Origin of the sequence: Microbacterium sp. NPDC012755 (assembly GCF_042901325.1) — a bacterium.
GTDB lineage: Bacteria > Actinomycetota > Actinomycetes > Actinomycetales > Microbacteriaceae > Microbacterium > Microbacterium natoriense.
On the sequence record NZ_JBIBCT010000001.1, the window covers coordinates 1,819,156 to 1,836,685 of the forward strand.

Below are 17,530 nucleotides of genomic sequence, written 5' to 3' on the forward strand. Positions count from 1 at the left end.
GTCAGGAGATCGGGGTCGTCGTGTCGATCGCCTCGCGGAGCGGCCGCCGCATCGCCTTCCAGTAGGAGCGCGGCGCGAGGCGCACGAGCACGTCGATGAGCCCGGCCTCCCTGCCCACCATCGTGCGCGCGCGGCGCCGCTCGGTCGCGCGGACGATCTGCGCCGCGGCATCCGCAGGCTCGGTGTGGTACATCGCCGCCTGCGCCGAGGCCGCCCTCGCCGCCACCGCCGGGTCGATCGCGGCCGCATAGCGGCCGTGCAGGATGATGCCCGTGCGGACGCCTGCGGGGTACACCGCCCCGACGGTGACCGACGTGCCCTCCAGTTCGTGCCGCAGGGCCTCGGAGAAGCCGCGGACGGCGAACTTGCTCAGCGAGTACGGGATCCGCCCCGCCGGCGCTGCCAGCGCGTAGACGCTGGCGAGGTGCGTGATGTGCGCGGCCGGCGCCGCCCTGAGCGCCGGCAGCAGGGCCTTCGTGATCGACACCGTGCCCCAGAGGTTCACGTCGACGAGCCAGCGCATCTCCTCCATCGTCAGCTGCTCGAGGCTGCCGAGCATCGACGATCCGGCGCAGGTGATCAGCGCGTTGATCCGAGGGTGGGCGGCGACGATGTCGGCGGATGCCGCGAGCACGGCGTCGTCGTCGCGGAGATCGACGACGTGCGTGGTCACGGTCGTGCCGGCGAGCTCGGCGGCGACGGCATCCAGCGCCTCCGCGTTGTGGTCGATGAGTGCGAGATGCGCGCCGGAGGCGGCCAGCAGGCGCGCGATGTCGGCGCCCATCCCGCTGGCGGCGCCGGTGATGGCGGTCGTGCTTCCGGCAAGGGCGAGACGCTGCATGCATCCTCCTCCTGGCGCGTTTCCGGGTGTGCGCCCTCGTGCTTCGTCGCAGGCGGGGAGTTCCTGATCGTGATCCATTCTGACCGACCAGCCGGGGGAGGGGAACCGCTACGCTCGTGAGAGAGGAGGTTGCGGTGGGACGAACTGCGGATGCCATCGCTGAGGGCGTCGCGATCGCGACCTCTGCCGCGCGCCTCGCCGTGAAGAACCACATCCTCGTCGGGACGATCGCCGAGGACGGCGTGTTCGACACCGAGAAGTACATCGCCGACACCCGTGAGGCACTCCGCGCGATGGCCGAGGAGGCCGAGGAGTCGGAGAAGGCGCTGAACGCCCTCCGCAAGCGCGCCCGCGGCCGGCATTCCGACCCGGTCGGCACCCACGACTACCGCGATCGCGATGTGCGCAACCTCAAGCGCAGAGCCAAGCAGTCGCACGGCGTCGCCGCGAAGCTGCGCGAGATGATGGAAGACCCCGAAGAGCTCGGCGTGATCGTCGAGGAGGCCCGCAAGGCCGCGTGGGCCGACGTGCGCCACAACCTCGATCGTCGCCTCAAGGTGGAGGGGATGCGCCCCGACCAGGACCCGGACTACGAGCGCATGCGCGAGGCGCGGATGCAGGCGCTGAGGCTCGTCGATCTGCAGGCGCTGTCCTCGGAGCAGCGGGCCAAGGAGAAGCGCAGGAAGAAGCAGCAGAAGGCGGCCGAGAAGGAGTCCGCGAAAGCCTCCAAGGGGTCGTCGAAGGGCGACTGAGGCCCCGTTTCGCTTTCCGGCGGAGACTGTTGTAGGCTGTTCCACGGCCCGCTGAGCGGGCTGGGCGCCCGTAGCTCAATGGATAGAGCATCTGACTACGGATCAGAAGGTTAGGGGTTCGAGTCCCTTCGGGCGCACACTGTGTTGAGACAGTGATGAGACGGCTTCCGCTTCGGCGGGGGCCGTTTCTGCGTTGACGGGCGCTATGAGTCCCACGGTTCGAGCGGCGGGAGCGCCGTCTGCGGCCGTCATCCGGCAGAGGACGGCCGCTAGTATCGGCAGCGTGTCCTCCGGTCTCTTCCATGCGGGTCTGCGCCGACCGCCGCGCACGGCGGCACGACGCATCGTGTGGGGAGTCGTGACTCTTGTGCCTCTCGGCGCGATCGCCGCGTGCTTCACCGTCGTCGCCGTGTTGGGGTGGTTCGGCGAGGTCGCTCAGACGGACACGGAGAGGATCTCGTTCACGGTCTTCGCCGTGATCTTCGATCTCATCTTCGTGCTGACCCTCGTCTTCGGCGCCGTGGAGGTGAAGCGTCAGTTCGCCCGGGAGAGGGCGCCCGCATCCGGGGAAGAGCGGTAGTCGCTCGCCCAGCCTGCTGTCGGCTCCCGTCCGCCGCTCAGGATAATCTCGAAGGTGTGACTGCATCCCGAGCCGAGGCCGCGTACTCCCGCGCTGTCACGGCGTTCAGCACGCCGACCCTCGACCTTCTCCACGGCCGATTCGCGCCGTTCGTCGTCGCCTCCCTCTCGATCCTGTTCACGGCGGATCGCGCCTCCGTCCCGATCGCCGAAGCCCATGCCGAGCTGACCGAGGTGCTCGATGAGCTGAGGGCGGCGGACGATGACGAAGATGACCGCCGGGTGCCCGCGGGTAGCGGTCGCGACGTGTGCCGGCACTGGGTCCGTCTGGGCTGGCTGGTGCAGCAGATCGACGACGACGTCGAGGTGTACCGTCTCTCCGCGCACGCCGTGGAGGCGCTGGAGATCGCCGGGCGAACGGGCGGCGGACGCACCCGCGTCTCCAACTCCCGCGTCCGGACCCTCCTCGAGGCCGTCGAGCACCTGGCCGACAGCGCGGAGGCTGACCCCGCACGTCGTCTCGCCCGCCTCCATGAGGAGCGGGCTCTGCTCGACGCGGAGATCGCGCGGATCGAGGAGTCCGGCCATGCCGACCCCCTCGACGACGAGGAACTGCTCGAAGAGGCCGAGAACGTCCTCCACCTGGCGCGCGAGCTGCCGGCCGACTTCACCCGGGTGGCGGAGTCGCTCAAGGCGATGCAGCGCGACGTCGTCGCCCATCTGCGCCGTGACGAACGGCCGACGGGCGAGGTGCTCCGCGAGTACCTGCAGCGTGCGCAGGACGTCATGCAGTCGACCCCCGAGGGACGCGCCTTCTCCGGCGCGCTGCGGCTGATCGGCGACCCGGAGCGCATCGACGCGCTCAACGACCAGCTCCACACCCTGCTCAGGCAGCCGTTCGCGCGGATGCTCGACGGGAGCCGTCGCGCCGAGCTCGACGCGATCGGCCGCAGGGTCGAGCTCGGTGTCGAGGAGGTGCTGGCGGCACAGCGCCGCGCATCCCACGTCATCACAGGACAGGTGAAGACCCACGACCCCCTGCGGGACCGTCAGATCGACGACCTGCTGCGCGACGTCATCGCCGGCCTCCACGCGTGGAGCGGTGCGGGATCCGTCGCCGAGCCGGTGCGCAGCATGCCGCTCGTCGATCTCGGCCACCTCCGGCAGACCTCGAGCGACGTCCGCCCGCCCGGAGCCCCGGCTCCGCTCGCGGACGCCGTCGACGTCGAGTTCGTCGACGCCGACACCAGGGCCTGGGGCGGGCCGCGGTACGCGGAGCTGGAGGAGTACGTCGCGGGCCTCGGGGAGGAGTTCGACCTCGGCACGGCGTTCGCGCACGCCGCAGACGACACCCGCCGCCCCGTCGACCTCCTCGGCCTGCTCGAGATCGCCCATCGCAACGGCATGAGCGAGGGCGACGACGTGTCGGTGGTCGTCGCCCTGCGTCCGGACGGCACCACGCGACGGTTCGCGTTCGGTGCGGTCACGGCTCGCACCACGAAGGAAGAAGCACATGACTGACGAAGACTTCGAGACGGCGGCGCCGGTCGATGATCCGTTCATCTCCCCGGTCGCGATGGAAGACGACATCGAGGAGCACTTCCCGGGCGACCGCGGAACGCTCGACCCCGAGATCCGACGGGTGCTCGTGCACATCCTCCAGCGCCGGTTCATCGCCGCCGAGCGCAACCGCCGCGAGTGGACGCTGCTGCTCGACCACCAGCAGGTGATCGAGTCGCGCCTGAACGACCTGTACCTCCGTCTGGTCGTCGACCACGGCCGCGGTTTCGCCTACAAGCAGCAGCTGCGTTCCGACGAGATCGACATGCCCGTCCTCCTCAAGGACACCCCGTACTCGCGCGCCGAGACCCTCGTGCTCGTGCATCTGCGCACGGTCTACCAGCGCGAGTCGGCCGCGGGCGAGGCATCCGTCCGCATCGACGTCGAAGACGTCGAGCAGACCGTGCTGAGCTACTTCACCGAGGTCGAGGGCAGCACGGCCAGGCAGCAGAAGGCGATCAGGAACGCCCTGGACCGCCTCGACCGAGAGGGCATCGTGCACGAGGAGACCAGCGGGCGCTACCGGATCAGCGCCCTCGTCGAGGTCGTCCTCAGCGCGGAGACGCTCAAGGAGCTTCGAGAATGGCTGCGATCGCAGGAGGTCGTCGCGCGATGACGATGGTGGACACGCTCTTCGGACTCATCCCCGCCGGTTCGCGGGGGCAGCAGTGGGTCGCCGAAGACCTGCAGCTGATCAACTGGGGCGGATACGACGGCGGACCGCACCGCGTGCGATTCTCGCCCTACGCGACCCTGCTCTGCGGTGGATCGGGGTCGGGCAAGTCCACGCTGATGGACGCCTACATCGCGCTCATGATGCCGCACACGACGCCCTTCAACGGCGCATCGAACGGCGGCGTCACCGGCCGCCCGCGCGGAGACGAGCAGCGGAACATCCTGTCCTACGGTCGAGGCAAGATCGACGAGTCCCGCACGGAGGACGGCACGAAGCTGCGGGTCCTCCGCGGAGACGGCGAAGACACCTGGAGCGCGATCGCGACGACGTGGCTCGACCACGACGGGACCCGATTCACCGCGGTGCGTGCGTGGTACATCCCCGCCGACGCGCGGGTCCTCGAAGACACCGTCCGCGTGCGCGCCACCGTGAACGGCCCGTTCGATCTGGCGCGGCTGGAGCAGGCCGCGGCGCAGCGCCTCTCCGACGCCGCCGTCCGCGACGCCGGGCTGGAGACCCTCGCCACCGATCGCGAGTTCTCCGCGCGCCTGCACGCCGTGCTCGGCATCGGCGCCGCGGGCTCCGGTGCGAAGGCGATCAGCCTCCTCGCGCGGATCCAGGCTGGTCAGCAGATCACCACGGTCGACGACCTCTACAAGAAGCTCGTGCTCGAAGAGCCGGAGACGATGGCGACGGCGGATGCCGTGGTCGCGCACTTCGACGAACTCGAGAGCACGCGCACGCGCATGCTCACCGCGAAGCAGCAGGTGAGCGCGCTCGAGCCGATCCGCGGCATCAAGGAGCGGATCGCGGCGGCAGCAGAGCGCGTGCGCGTGATCGACGAGGTGGGCGTGTTCTCCGAGCCGTCGTCTCTCGCCGCACTGTGGAGCGCCGAGCGTCGCCTCGGTCTGCTGCGTGAGGTCGAGACGGAGCTGGGCGACCGCACGCGTTCGCTGCAGCTCTCCGTCCGGGAGAAGCGCGCGCTCGTCGAGGCGGCTGACGTGGAGCGCGAGGGGCTTCTCGACGTGCTGCGCCAGTCGGGCGGAGACCGGCTGGAGACGGCGCAGCGCGAGCTCAGGGTCGCCGAGCGTCGTCTGGAGGAGGTGCGCCGCGAGCGTGAGCGCTTCGACCTCGTCGCGAAGGAGCTCGGCGCCGACGTGACGTCTGCGGCGGACTTCGAGGCTCTCGTGAAGGGAGCCCGCAGCGCGGCGCCCGGTGTGTCGGTGCGCGACCTGCGCGCCGAATTCGCCGACGCCGAGACCGCGCGTCGAACGGCGAAGTCCGAGCTGGATCGTGCGCAGGGTGAGCGGGACCGCACGAGCCGGATGCGCAGCAGCATCCCCGCGCACCTGGACGAGTCCCGCAACATGCTGGCGGAGGCGGCCGGGCTCGATCCGAGCGAGCTGCCCTTCGTCGGCGAGCTCGTCGAGGTGCGCACCGAGTTCGAGCCCTGGCGCGAGGCGTTCAACCTCGCCCTCGGCGGCTTCGCGAGGACGCTTCTGATCGACGTCGCCCATCTCGACGGCTTCCGCGCGGCGATCAACGGCATCCGCACTCCGGAGCGGCTGAACTATGAGGGCGTGCACACCGGGCTGGCCGAGCTGCGCGCCGCAGACGCAAAGACGCTCCCCGGTCGCCTCGACCACCAGAAGAGCCCGTTCACCGGATGGCTGCAGCAGCGTCTGCAGGAGCGCTTCGGGTACGTCTGCGTCGACTCCTCGGCGCAGCTCGGCGACCATCAGAAGGCGCTCACGATCACCGGACAGGTGTCGCAGGGTAGCCGTGGCGCGCACGGCGGGCAGGGCCGCGGCAACCTGCTCGGCTTCACGAACGACCGTCGGCTGCGCGAGCTCGACGAGCAGCTGCAGGAGCTCGCCTCCCGGTACGAGGAGGCGGCATCGGCGGCGCAGGATGCCGAGACCGCGCTCGACCGCATCGAGGCGCGCTCGAAGGCGTTCGCGAGGATCGAGGATCTCACCTGGGAGCAGATCGACGTCGCTGCGGTCGAGGCGGAGCGCATGCGCTGGCTCGCCGTCGAGGCGGAGGTCACCGAGGGGAACCCCGAGATCGCGCAGCTCACGCGGCAGGCCGATGAGCTGAAGGTCCGCGCCGGTCGTCTCCGCCAGGAGGAGGCTCGGCTGACGAGCGACCTGGAGCAGGCGCAGGCGCACTGGGCTCAGGTCACGGACGAGGTCGACGCCTGCCAGAGCGTGATCGATGCTGCCGACGCCGGCGGCATCGCGCTGGAAGACGGCCATGCGTCCTTCCTCGACTCCCGGTTCCTGCTCGTCGACGCGGCGAGCCCGACCGCCGCGCAGCGGCTCGCGCACCTCGACACTGCCCTGCGCACCGCCGCTCAGCGTCTGCTCGAGGATCGTCGTGCCGCCGCGGAGGCCCACGACGAGCAGCGCGAGAGCATGCGCCGGCTCATGACGGGCTTCCTGGAGCGCTGGAACGACCTCACGATCCTGCCCGACCCCGACGAGTCGGTCGCCGAGTTCGAGAGCATCCTGGAGGCGCTGCAGACCAACGGGCTGCACGAGCTCGAGATCGAGTGGCGGGACAGTCTCCTCAAGCTCTCCGGCAACGACCTCACGAGTCTCGACTCCACGCTCGCCCGTTCCCGTCGCGAGATCAAGGACCGCATCGAGCCGATCAACCGGATCATGGCCGAGCTGCCCTTCTACGACGACGATCACCGGCTGCAGATCGCGCCGCGGGAGAACCAGTCCGAGGCGCGCAAGCGATTCCTCAGGGAGCTCCGCGAGGTCAGGCAGCTGATCGAGGCCGCCTCCACGGATGCCGAGCGCGATGCCGTCTACCGCAGGATGAGCCGTCTCATCGGGCGGATGCGGCGCACCGCTCCGGACTTCGCGGAGCTCATCGACGTGCGCAACCACGTGCGGGTGAGCGCGGAGCGCATCCACGCCGTCACTCGCGAGCATGTCGCCCTCTACGACCACATCGGGGAGAAGTCCGGAGGCGAGTCGCAGGAGCTCGTGGCGTTCATCGTCGGCGCCGCGCTGCGCTACCAGCTCGGCGACGCCGGCGCCCCGCGTCCTCGTTACGCGCCGGTGTTCATGGACGAGGCGCTGATCAAGGCCGATGCGCACTTCACGAAGCGGGCGATCGGCGCGTGGCGCGGGCTCGGGTTCCAGCTCGTCATCGGCGCGCCGAACGACAAGTACAGCGCGATCGAGCCGCACGTCGACGTCGAGTACGACATCCTCAAGGACACCAGGGGCCGCTCCTGGGCCAAGGCGAAGGTCGGGCTCCCGGATATCGGGTGAGCGGGGCGGCGCCGGACGGAGAGCACTGAAGCGCCATCCGGTGAGCCGTCCGCCGACGGCTCACCGGATGCGGACTGCGGGAGCGCTCAGTGCTCGACGGCGTAGACGAGCTTGACGACGCCGTTCGCGTAGGCCTCGGAGTCGAGGAGGCGCAGGTTCTGGCGGTCGCGGTCCTCGGAGCTGAAGATGCTCTTGCCGCCCGAGAGCAGGTACGGGAACATCAGCAGGTTGTACCGGTCGATCAGGCGATCCTCGCCGAGGCGGCGGGCCAGCTCGGCGCTGCCGTGGATGAAGAGAGCGCCCTCACCTGACTCCTTCAGGCGCGCGACATCCTCCGAGGAGCGGAGGATGATCGTCGGGCCCCAGCCGTCGACCAGCGCGCTCTCGTCGAGGGTCGACGAGACGACGTACTTCGGAAGCTCCTGGTAAGCGGCGTGGTCTTCGGAGGTCGGCCAGAACGCCGAGAACGCCTCGTAGCTGCGGCGGCCGAACACGAGGGCGGTGGTGTCGGCCAGCTCTTCGCCCTTCAGGGAGTACGCGGCCGGGTCGAACGCGGTGTCGAACACCCAGCCGCCGCTGCGGTGGCCCTCCACGGTGCCTCCGGGGGAGTCGACGATGCCGTCGACGGTGATGAATCCGGTGTAGACGAGTTCGCGGGCCATGATGCTTCCTTTCTGCGGTGACGATCGCCGTTCGATCGTCTCACTACTGCGTCGAACGAGATGCGCGCGGATCGACATCCGTCCCGAATCTTCGTCCGGCGATCTTCAGGAGCGTCGAGAATGGCGGATCGGATGCGTAGGCACCCACCATGCGCGACGGCTCGGTGGGCGCGGCGGGGCGGTGGGCGCGACGGCTAGAGCAGGCTCGTGATGGCGGGGTCGCGGCGGGCGACCTCGGTCGCCGTGGAGATGATCGCGTGGCGCATCGCCGCCACCGCGAGCGCAGGTGTCACGTCAGAGCGGTGGGCGAGGCTGATCGTGCGCGTCATCGAGGGGTGCGCGAAGCGGACCGACCGCAGCTCGGGTCGATCGAGCAGCACCATGGCGGGCACGACGGCGACGCCGACTCCGCGCTCGACGAAGCGGAGCACGGCATCCATCTCCGCCCCCTCCAGCACGACGTTCGGGGTGAGGTCGGCGGCGCGGAAGGCGGCATCCGTCGTCGTCCGCAGGGAGTAGCTGTCGTCGAAGACGATGAGCGGCAGCGTGGACAGCCGGTGGATGTCGATCACCGCGTCCTCGGCGATCGGGGGATGGGCGGCGGATGACACGACCACCAGCTCCTCGGCGAGTAGAGGGGTACGTGTGAGGCTCACCCCCGGAACGGGCTGCGCCGTCGACTCGGTGATGAGGGCGATGTCGACAGCGCCTACCGCCAGCTGCTCGACGAGCAGGCGGGAGCCGCTCTCGGTGAGATGGAGGTCGACGTCGGGGTAGGAGGAGTGGAACGCGCTGAGGGCCTCGGCGACGAGGCTGATGCACAGGGTCGGCGGAGCCCCGAGGCGCACGCGTCCGCGGCGGAGCCCGGCCAGCTCGCCCATCTCCTCGCGGATGGCGTCGGCCTCGGCGAGCATCCGCTGCGCCCGGGGGAGCAGCGTCTCTCCTGCGGCGGTGAGGGCGATGTGTCCGCGTGCCCGGTGGAACAGCTCGGCCCCGAGCTCACGCTCGAGTGTGGAGATCTGCCGGCTCAGCGAGGGCTGCGCCAGGTGCAGGCTCTCGGAGGCTCTGGTGAAGTGCCCGAGCCGGGCGACCTCCACGAAGCCGCGCAGCTGCTCCAGATTCATGGCCATAGCTTAGCCGCATGATTCTGACTCGGACTATGCATTGGAGTTATTAGGCGACCCTAACTAGCGTGGCCGACATGAGTACACGCGAACGTCAGATCTCCACCACCGTCCTCGTCATCGGCACGGGCGGATCGGGGCTGCGAGCGGCGATCGAGATCGCCGAGCACGGCGTCGACGTCGTCGCCGTCGGCAAACGACCGCGGAACGACGCGCACACATCACTCGCCGCCGGCGGCATCAACGCGGCCCTCGGCACGATGGATGCCGAAGACAGCTGGCAGCAGCACGCCGCCGACACCATCACGGAGAGCTACCTGCTCGCCAACCCGCACACGGTCGAGATCGTGACCCAGGGCGCCGAGCGCGGCATCCGCGACCTCGAGCGCTGGGGCATGGACTTCGCCCGTGAAGACGACGGCCGCATCTCGCAGCGCTTCTTCGGCGCCCACACCTTCCGACGCACCGCCTTCGCCGGCGACTACACGGGCCTCGAGATCCAGCGCACCCTCGTGCGGCGGGCCGAGCAGCTCGACGTGCCGATCCTCGACGGCGTTTACATCACGCGTCTCCTCGTGCGCGACAACGTCGTGTTCGGCGCCTACGGATTCGACCAGGCCGACGGCACGCGGTACCTGATCCATGCGGACGCCGTGATCCTCGCCGCCGGTGGACACAACCGCATCTGGCGGCGCACCTCCTCCCGCCGCGACGAGAACACCGGAGACTCCTTCCGGCTCGCGGTCGACGCGGGCGCCCGCCTGCGCGACCCCGAGCTCGTGCAGTTCCACCCGTCCGGCATCATCGAGCCGGAGAACGCGGCGGGCACCCTCATCTCCGAGGCCGCCCGCGGCGAGGGCGGTGTCCTGCGCAACGCCCTCGGCGAGCGCTTCATGCCGAAGTACGACCCGGAGCGGATGGAGCTGTCCACCCGCGACCGCGTCGCGCTCGCCGCGTACACCGAGATCGCCGAGGGACGGGGCACCGAGAACGGCGGCGTGTGGCTCGACGTCTCGCACCTGCCCCGAGAGACGATCATGACGAGGCTGCCCCGGGTCTACCAGACGATGATGGAGCTGCAGATGCTCGACATCACGACCGACCCGATCGAGATCGCCCCGACGGCCCACTATTCGATGGGCGGCGTGTGGGTGCGGCCGGAGGATCACCAGACCGACGTCGACGGGCTGTACGCGATCGGCGAGGCGTCCAGCGGTCTGCACGGAGCGAACCGCCTCGGCGGCAACTCGCTCATCGAGCTGCTCGTGTACGGGCGGATCGTCGGACAGGCCGCGATGGCGCACGCCGCAGGCCTCGACGCCCAGCGCCGTTCGGCGGATGCCGTGGCGCAGGCGCGGGCCGAGATCGATGACCTCCTCGCCGCGGACGGGCGGGAGAACGTGCGCGCCCTGCAGCGTGCGATCCGCGACACCATGACCGCCTACGCCGGGGTGGTCCGCTCGGAGGAGGGGCTCCGCACCGGACTCGCCGAGCTCGACCTCATCGAGGGGCGCATGGAGGACGTCGGCATCCACCCCGACATCGCCGGGTTCCAGGACCTCGCTCACGCCTTCGACCTCAAGGCCTCGGCGCTGGCGGCGCGCGCGACGTTGGAGGCCGCGCTGGAGCGTCGCGAGACCCGCGGATGCCACAACCGCAGCGACTTCCCCGACACCGACCCGACGCTGCAGGTCAACCTCGTCTGGAGCCCGCGCGAGGGCATCACGCGCGAGGAGATCCCGCCGATCCCCGCCGAGATCGCCGAGCTGATGCGCGAGGTCGACACGAAGGGCAAGCTCGTCGAGTAGCCCGGCGCTCCACCAGCTCCCGTCGCGAAAGATCCCGCTCAGGTTCCCCCGGAGCGGGATCTTTCGCGACCGGAGCGAACCCGGAGCGACCGGAGCGGGCGGGACGTCAGCGGCTGATGTCGGCGACGGTCGCGCCGGTCGCGGCCGCCGACAGCGACAGCGCCACGTCCGCCTGGCTCAGGATGCCGACCAGCAGGTGATCCTCGATCACGGGAAGACGGCGGATCTGATGCTCCCGCATGAGGTCGAGGGCCACGCGCACGTCATCGTCGGCGGCGACCGTCACGGGCTTGCCCTTGGCGAGCGCACCGGCGGGCGTGCTGTCGGGGTCGAGGCCTGCGGCGATCGCGCCGACGACGATGTCGCGGTCGGTGAGCATCCCCTTCAGCCTGCTGTCCTCCCCGCAGATCGGCAGCGCGCCGACATCCAGCTGGGCCATCAGTGTCGCGGCGATCTGCAGCGAGTCGTTCTCGCCGATGCAGCGCGGGCTGGGGGTCATGATCTCTCGTGCGGTGGTCATCGTCTTCCCTCTCGTCTCGATCGTTCGTCCTGATGTCCTGCGATGCGCCGTGATCCGCGGATGCCGTGTCAGGCGCCGGTGCGCGGATCCCGCTCCGGGCCGTCCGAGTAGTCCGGCCGCGGGGGCTGCACGGGCTGATCCGAGTACTCGCCTCCCTCTCGTCCTCCATACGGGCGTCCGTGGTCGGCGAACTCCTCGCGGGCGAACACGAGGGTCCACGGTCCGGCGGTGAACCGGGCTCCGGTGCGGAGCGTCTCCGTGCGGGCGCCTCCGTGCGTGGCATCCGTGCCGGGGCTGGCGTTCATCTCGCCCTCCCCGTGCAGCTCGAGGACGTACTCGTCGCGCTCGTCGTGCGTGATGGTGGCGTGCAGCGGCTCGGTGTCGGCGAGGCGCAGGTCGCTGTCGTCGGCCGAGCCGATCCGCACCAGGTCGGACTCGATCGCGTACTCGGCGCGGTCGTCGTCGCGGGCGATGCGCAGGCGCGGCGACCCTGCTCCCCACTCCGCGTGGGTGGTCGTGGGAACGTACCCCTCGTCGTCGGGAATGCCGACGTCGTCTGCACCGCGGTCGTCTCGTGCGTCCATGGACCGCACCTCCTCCGTGTCGGCCCTCAGGCTAGGCAGACGCGGATGCTGTGGCGCAGGGGGTTGACTTCAGTCCTCCGCAGTGATCCCGTCTTCGCTGGAGATCATGTCGGCCGTGACGAGGACGATCCCGCCGGAGGAGTTCGCGGAGTTCGCCATCGCCGCGATCCACTCCGGCTGCAGCGGAGGGGGAGTGGGATCGTCGAACACGAACCGCAGCGGGATCGACGGATGCAGCCAGATCGTCGAGCGACCGGGGACGTCGCCCTCCGGGTGCGCCCACGACAGGGTGAAGCTCTCGTTGCGACGGAGCTTGGTCGCCACGACCACCTTGAGGTGCGCCAGGGCGAGGTCGTCGATGTGGATCGGATCGTCGGCGTTGCCGTAATAGAACATGCCCATGCGTTCTACGCTACGCAGAGAGGGTTTGGTCCGACAGCATTCGTCGGGCCTCTGTCATCGAGTCGAGGAGAACAACGGATGGGCAAGTTCGTCTACGAGGGCGATGTGAAGACCGAGATCGAGGATCGTGCCCTCACGCACCTTCAGCTGGTGATCACGGCGAAGCTGCGTCGGGGCGAGCCGTTCCCGTTCAGCTGGCGTGAGGACGCGAGCGTGGGCGGCGGGCGGACGACCGTGTGGATCCAGCCGGGCAGCGCCCTGGTGTTCAAGTACTTCGGCAGCAGGCAGCCGTCGATCAATCGGGCCTGGATCGAGGCGCTCGCGTTCACCGCCAACGCGCCGAGCGGCCTCTACCTGGTGCCGGAGCCCGCGGAGGCCGGCTCGGAGCCGGGGTCGGGCGAGGTGCCGGTCACTCCGCCGATCTGAGGCGCAGCGGGCGCGGGGTCAGGGGAGATCGAGCTGGTCGAGGTTGAGTTCGCCCGAGGCGTTGAGCCGATTCATCATGGCCGTCACGCGCGACGGATCCAGCGCGGGGATCTCGGCGTGGTCGAATCCGAACTGCAGGGGGATCGCCGGATGGATCCAGATGGTCATGCGCGCGTCCGGCCCGTCGCCCTCCGGCCTCCAGGTGAGCATGAAGCTCTCCTGACGCCGCAGCTTCGTCGAGATGACGATCTTCACGTGCGCGAGAGTGACATCGTCGATCGGGATCGGCCCCGAGGTGCCGTCGTACTTCAGCCTGCCCATACCGCCCAGTATCGCCGATGCCCGGAGGCGGCGGGTGACAGCCGCCTCCGGCACGTCGTCACTTCGTCTTCGGAGTGCGGTTCTCCGCGCTGACCATCCAGGAGAGCTGTTCGACCCTCTCGAGGATCGCGTGCAGCATGTCGGCGCTCGTCGGATCCTCCTCATCGACCTCGTCGTGCACATCGCGGCAGGTCGCGGCGACCGCGTCGAGCCGGGCGGTCATCAGATCGATGGCGTCGCTGGTGAGGATCTCCCCCTGCGGCGCGTCGGCGAGCGTGGTGCTCTTCGCCACGACGGCGCTCCTCCCGTCGGGGAGCGCGTGCAGCGCCCGCATCCGCTCGGCGATCGTGTCGGCGAAGCCGCGCGCCGCGTCGATGATCTCGTCGAGCTGCAGGTGCGTGTCGCGGAAGTTCCTGCCGACGACGTTCCAATGCAGCTGCTTGCCCTGGCTCGCGAGCTCGATGAGATCGACGAGGACGCGCTGGAGGTCGTCCGTCAGGGCGGCCGAGGCGGTGAACGCCGACTCTGCTCCCTCCTTCGCCGTGCGCCGCGCGGTGGACGACCGCGGCGATCTCGTCGCGGTCTTGCCGGTCTTCTTGATGTCTGCAGCGCTCATGTGCGTCGCCGTCCCTTCGTGGTGGTCTGTCGTCTCGTCGTCCGTGAACGGCTCACGCTAGGTGCGGATGCCGGTGAGGGGAACGGCCTTGCGCGCGTCGACCGGGGGAGGTACACGCGCGTCGGGATCGCGGAGACACGCCGTCGCCGAGGGCGCGGGGCGTAGGCTGAGACGGTGACTGCGTACGTCTCGGCCTTCGACCTGTTCTCCATCGGAGTGGGACCCTCGAGCTCCCATACGGTCGGCCCGATGCGGGCGGCTCTCGAGTTCGCCGGGCGGCTCGGAGCGACCGACGCGATCGACCGCGTCACCAGGGTCGGCAGCACGCTCTACGGCTCACTCGGCGCCACCGGCATCGGTCACGGGACGCCGGATGCCGTCGTCGCCGGTCTCCGCGGACTCGCCCCGGAGACCTGCGACCCCGCCGATGTCCGCTCGGCGTGGACCGACTTCCCCGCGGGGGCGTCGCTCCGCCTGAACGGCACGCACGAGGTGGCGTTCAGCAAGGACGACATCGTCTTCGCGCCCCGCACGCGCCTCCCGGGTCACCCGAACGCCATGACCATCACGGCCTGGGATGCCGACGGCGGCACCGTCGCGGAGGAGACCTACTACTCGATCGGCGGCGGCTTCATCCGCCGCGACGGCGAGGAGGCGAAGCTCTCCACCGCCGCCCTGCCGTACTCGTATGCGGATGCCGCGTCCCTCCTCGCGCTGTGCGATGAGAACGGGCTCACGATCGCCGAGCTCGCGCGTCTCAACGAGACCGCGATGCGCAGCGAGGAGGAGGTCGCCGCGGGGCTGGACGCGATCTGGGACGCGATGGCCGCATGCGTCGACGCAGGGCTGCACGCCGACGGCGTCCTTCCCGGCATCCTCAAGGTGAAGCGTCGCGCGGGAACGATCCGCGCGCAGCTCGACGCCTCGGAGGCGGACGGCCACCGGGAGCTCCCGGGCGAATGGCTGGGCGCCTTCGCTCTCGCGGTGAACGAGGAGAACGCCGCCGGCGGACGCGTGGTCACGGCCCCGACGAACGGTGCGGCAGGCATCCTGCCCGCCGTCGCGATGTACTGGTGGCGCTTCCTCGCCGACTCTGGTCTCGGCGCGGGCAACGCGGTGACCCCCTACGGCGAGCTCGTCGGCAGCGCCCTGCTCGGCTTCGGCGCGGAGGCGTCGCTCGTCGCGGTCGGCGCGATCGAAGACCCCGACGCCGTCGCCGAGGCGAACCGCCGCCGTGGCATCCGCCGCTTCCTGCTCACCGCGACCGCTCTGGGATCGCTGTTCAAGGCGAACGCCTCGATCTCCGGCGCGGAGGGCGGATGCCAGGCCGAGGTCGGATCGGCGTGCGCCATGGCCGCCGGCGGGCTCACCGCCGTCATGGGCGGCACCAACCGGCAGATCGAGAACGCCGCGGAGATCGCGATGGAGCACCACCTCGGGCTCACGTGCGACCCCATCGGGGGCCTCGTGCAGATCCCCTGCATCGAGCGCAACGCGATCGCGGCGTCGACCGCCGTCACCGCGACCCGCCTCGCCCTGCGCGGCGACGGCAGCCACTACGTCTCCCTGGATGCCGTCGTCGAGACCATGCGCCAGACCGGACTCGACATGTCGACGAAGTACAAGGAGACCAGCGAGGGCGGCCTCGCGGTCAACGTCATCGAGTGCTGACGGCATCCCCGTCTCATGTCAGCGGCTCCGGGTAGCCTCCTCGGAGGAGGTGGCATGGAGTCGATCTGGAAGGCCGGCAGCAGGCGTCGCCGCGAGCAGCCGGTGGTGGCGGTGCGCCCCGCCGACGACGCTCCGGCGCCGAGCCGGCAGTGGCCGACCAGCATCCCCGCCGTCGCGCAGGTGCTGCGTGACGGCATCGACCTCGCCCCAGGAGTGACCTTCCTGGTGGGCGAGAACGGCAGCGGCAAGTCGACCATCGTCGAGGGGGTCGCCGTGGCCTACGGGCTCTCGCCCGAGGGCGGTTCCCGTCAGGCCATGCACAGCACCCGCCCGACCGAGTCCCCGCTGTCGGACTGGATCCGACTGCAGCGCGGCGTGGGGGCCAACCGCTGGGGCTTCTTCCTGCGGGCCGAGACGATGCACTCGTTCTACACGTACCTCGAAGAGAATCCGTCGACGAGGGGTCCCGACATCCCGTTCCATGAGATGAGCCACGGCGAGTCGTTCCTCGCGATCCTGGAGAGCCGCTTCGACGAGCCCGGCTTCTACTGTCTCGACGAGCCCGAGGCGGCGCTGTCGTTCCAGTCGACGCTCGCGCTCATCGCCGTGCTCCAGCGCATCGTCGACGACGGCGGTCAGGTGCTGTGCGCCACGCACTCGCCGGTGCTCGCCGCCCTGCCCGGTGCGCAGATCCTCGAGGTCGGTGACTGGGGCATCCGCCCCGCCGCGTGGAACGACCTCGAACTCGTGAACCACTGGCGGTCGTTCCTCGACTCGCCGGAGCGCTACCTGCGGCACCTCCTCGCCTGAGCTCATGTGCGGCGGCGGGGCCGCAGGCCGCGGTCACCTGAACGCAGGTGCCGACGGCGCAGAGCGGTCACCGGGGTCGTAGGCTGTCGAGCATGACCGAGTCGAGAGCGCCGCGGCGCCGCGGGCGCCCCCGCGGAGGAACGGACTCGCGGGAGCGGATCATCGGAGCGGCGGTCGACGAGTTCGGCGAGCACGGATACGACGGCTCCACGATCCGGTCGATCGCCGCGCGCGCCGGGGTGGACTCCGCGCTCGTGCACCACTATTTCGGCACCAAGGCCGATCTGTTCGCCGAGGCCGTCGGCATCCCGCTCCGGCCCGACATCGACGTGCCCGCGATCCTCGCCGGCCCGCAGGACGAGGTGGGGGAGCGGCTCATCCGCTACCTGTTGGACTCGTTCGAGCAGCCGGAGATCCGCCGCCGCGGGGTCATGCTCATCCGCACCGCGATCGGCAGCAAGCTCACGACGCCGCTGCTGGCGGGGTTCCTCTCGCGCGAGCTGATCGGACGCATCGCCAAGACCCTCGGCGTCGACGATGCGCAGCTGCGCGCCAGCCTCGTCGCCTCCCAGGTGGCGGGGCTCCTCATCGCACGGTACGTCGTGAAGCTCCCCGCGCTGACGGCGGCGCCGATCGACGAGCTCGTCGCCAGGGTCGCACCGACGGTGCAGCGGTACCTCTTCGACTGACGCGACGGATGCCGCGGCCTCCCCCGTGTCTCTGCCGACTGGCCCGGTGTGGAGGGGATGCCGTGGCGCCCTCGTCTCGGCCGATTCGTGCGGTGCGGTGCGGAGATGATGCCGTGCCCCGGGCACAGCTTCGGAGTGGAGTGGGCGACACGCCGTGGCCGGCCCTCCGATGCGGCGTGTCGGAATCGAGGTCCGAAGT

The 17,530-nt window shown here is 70.2% G+C and carries 18 protein-coding genes and 1 tRNA gene; 11 read left to right on the forward strand and 8 right to left on the reverse strand.

Features of this window, described 5'->3' with window-relative positions:
- Position 1: 1 nt before the first annotated feature.
- Positions 2–841: an SDR family NAD(P)-dependent oxidoreductase gene (locus ACFY5A_RS08395; RefSeq protein ID WP_387233129.1), complete on the reverse strand. Its 840-nt coding sequence runs from the start codon at positions 839–841 to the stop codon at positions 2–4.
- Positions 842–975: 134 nt separating this feature from the next.
- Between ACFY5A_RS08395 and ACFY5A_RS08400 the strand changes: the two genes are divergently transcribed.
- From ACFY5A_RS08400 to ACFY5A_RS08425, 6 genes are all read left to right on the forward strand, one after another.
- Complete coding sequence (locus ACFY5A_RS08400) at positions 976–1,593, forward strand: asparagine synthase (protein ID WP_341940234.1); 618 nt, start codon at positions 976–978, stop codon at positions 1,591–1,593.
- Positions 1,594–1,657: 64 nt separating this feature from the next.
- Positions 1,658–1,730 (forward strand) — tRNA-Arg (locus ACFY5A_RS08405).
- A 146-nt stretch (positions 1,731–1,876) separates the two neighbouring features.
- Positions 1,877–2,173, forward strand: coding sequence for a hypothetical protein (locus ACFY5A_RS08410; RefSeq protein WP_341940233.1), 297 nt, complete (start codon positions 1,877–1,879; stop codon positions 2,171–2,173).
- A gap of 56 nt (positions 2,174–2,229) precedes the next feature.
- Complete coding sequence (locus tag ACFY5A_RS08415) at positions 2,230–3,693, forward strand: DUF3375 domain-containing protein (protein ID WP_387233133.1); 1,464 nt, start codon at positions 2,230–2,232, stop codon at positions 3,691–3,693.
- Complete coding sequence (locus ACFY5A_RS08420) at positions 3,686–4,348, forward strand: DUF4194 domain-containing protein (protein ID WP_223587109.1); 663 nt, start codon at positions 3,686–3,688, stop codon at positions 4,346–4,348. The genes ACFY5A_RS08415 and ACFY5A_RS08420 overlap by 8 nt, the downstream gene beginning before the upstream one ends.
- A complete protein-coding gene (locus tag ACFY5A_RS08425) occupies positions 4,345–7,698 on the forward strand; it encodes an ATP-binding protein (protein ID WP_387235911.1) in 3,354 nt (1,117 codons plus the stop codon). The genes ACFY5A_RS08420 and ACFY5A_RS08425 overlap by 4 nt, the downstream gene beginning before the upstream one ends.
- An 86-nt stretch (positions 7,699–7,784) precedes the next feature.
- Here ACFY5A_RS08425 and ACFY5A_RS08430 read toward each other — a convergent pair whose 3' ends face one another.
- The gene (locus ACFY5A_RS08430) at positions 7,785–8,360 is read right to left on the reverse strand and encodes a dihydrofolate reductase family protein (protein WP_341940231.1); all 576 of its coding nucleotides are present in this window, start codon (positions 8,358–8,360) and stop codon (positions 7,785–7,787) included.
- Positions 8,361–8,554: 194 nt separating this feature from the next.
- A complete protein-coding gene (locus ACFY5A_RS08435) occupies positions 8,555–9,484 on the reverse strand; it encodes a LysR family transcriptional regulator (RefSeq protein ID WP_105674891.1) in 930 nt (309 codons plus the stop codon).
- A gap of 77 nt (positions 9,485–9,561) precedes the next feature.
- Between ACFY5A_RS08435 and ACFY5A_RS08440 the strand changes: the two genes are divergently transcribed.
- Positions 9,562–11,292 (forward strand): L-aspartate oxidase, encoded by a 1,731-nt coding sequence (locus ACFY5A_RS08440; RefSeq protein ID WP_387233138.1) that lies wholly within the window; start codon positions 9,562–9,564, stop codon positions 11,290–11,292.
- Between the two features lie 106 nt (positions 11,293–11,398).
- Here ACFY5A_RS08440 and ACFY5A_RS08445 read toward each other — a convergent pair whose 3' ends face one another.
- From ACFY5A_RS08445 to ACFY5A_RS08455, 3 genes are all read right to left on the reverse strand, one after another.
- Positions 11,399–11,812, reverse strand: a complete 414-nt coding sequence (locus tag ACFY5A_RS08445; protein ID WP_341940229.1) for a CBS domain-containing protein — start codon at positions 11,810–11,812, stop codon at positions 11,399–11,401.
- A gap of 68 nt (positions 11,813–11,880) precedes the next feature.
- A complete protein-coding gene (locus ACFY5A_RS08450) occupies positions 11,881–12,396 on the reverse strand; it encodes a hypothetical protein (protein ID WP_341940228.1) in 516 nt (171 codons plus the stop codon).
- A 69-nt stretch (positions 12,397–12,465) separates the two neighbouring features.
- Positions 12,466–12,798, reverse strand: a complete 333-nt coding sequence (locus ACFY5A_RS08455) for a hypothetical protein (protein WP_105674750.1) — start codon at positions 12,796–12,798, stop codon at positions 12,466–12,468.
- 78 nt (positions 12,799–12,876) lie between these two features.
- Between ACFY5A_RS08455 and ACFY5A_RS08460 the strand changes: the two genes are divergently transcribed.
- Entirely contained in the window at positions 12,877–13,224 is a 348-nt protein-coding gene (locus tag ACFY5A_RS08460; RefSeq protein ID WP_105674748.1) for an ATP-dependent DNA ligase, read from the forward strand.
- A gap of 18 nt (positions 13,225–13,242) precedes the next feature.
- On the opposite strand, the gene ACFY5A_RS08465 is transcribed toward ACFY5A_RS08460, so the two are convergent.
- Together ACFY5A_RS08465 and ACFY5A_RS08470 are read right to left on the reverse strand one after the other, a co-directional pair.
- Entirely contained in the window at positions 13,243–13,545 is a 303-nt protein-coding gene (locus ACFY5A_RS08465) for a hypothetical protein (RefSeq protein ID WP_387233143.1), read from the reverse strand.
- 58 nt (positions 13,546–13,603) lie between these two features.
- The gene (locus tag ACFY5A_RS08470) at positions 13,604–14,161 is read right to left on the reverse strand and encodes a DNA starvation/stationary phase protection protein (protein WP_341940226.1); all 558 of its coding nucleotides are present in this window, start codon (positions 14,159–14,161) and stop codon (positions 13,604–13,606) included.
- Positions 14,162–14,335: 174 nt separating this feature from the next.
- Here ACFY5A_RS08470 and ACFY5A_RS08475 point away from each other — a divergent pair, with 174 nt between their 5' ends.
- From ACFY5A_RS08475 to ACFY5A_RS08485, 3 genes are all read left to right on the forward strand, one after another.
- Entirely contained in the window at positions 14,336–15,832 is a 1,497-nt protein-coding gene (locus ACFY5A_RS08475; protein WP_341940225.1) for an L-serine ammonia-lyase, iron-sulfur-dependent, subunit alpha, read from the forward strand.
- Between the two features lie 54 nt (positions 15,833–15,886).
- Positions 15,887–16,642: an AAA family ATPase gene (locus ACFY5A_RS08480; RefSeq protein ID WP_341940224.1), complete on the forward strand. Its 756-nt coding sequence runs from the start codon at positions 15,887–15,889 to the stop codon at positions 16,640–16,642.
- Between the two features lie 92 nt (positions 16,643–16,734).
- Positions 16,735–17,331 carry a TetR family transcriptional regulator gene (locus ACFY5A_RS08485; protein ID WP_105674738.1) on the forward strand — a complete coding sequence of 199 codons (597 nt, stop codon included), beginning with the start codon at positions 16,735–16,737 and terminating at the stop codon, positions 17,329–17,331.
- Positions 17,332–17,530: the final 199 nt, after the last annotated feature.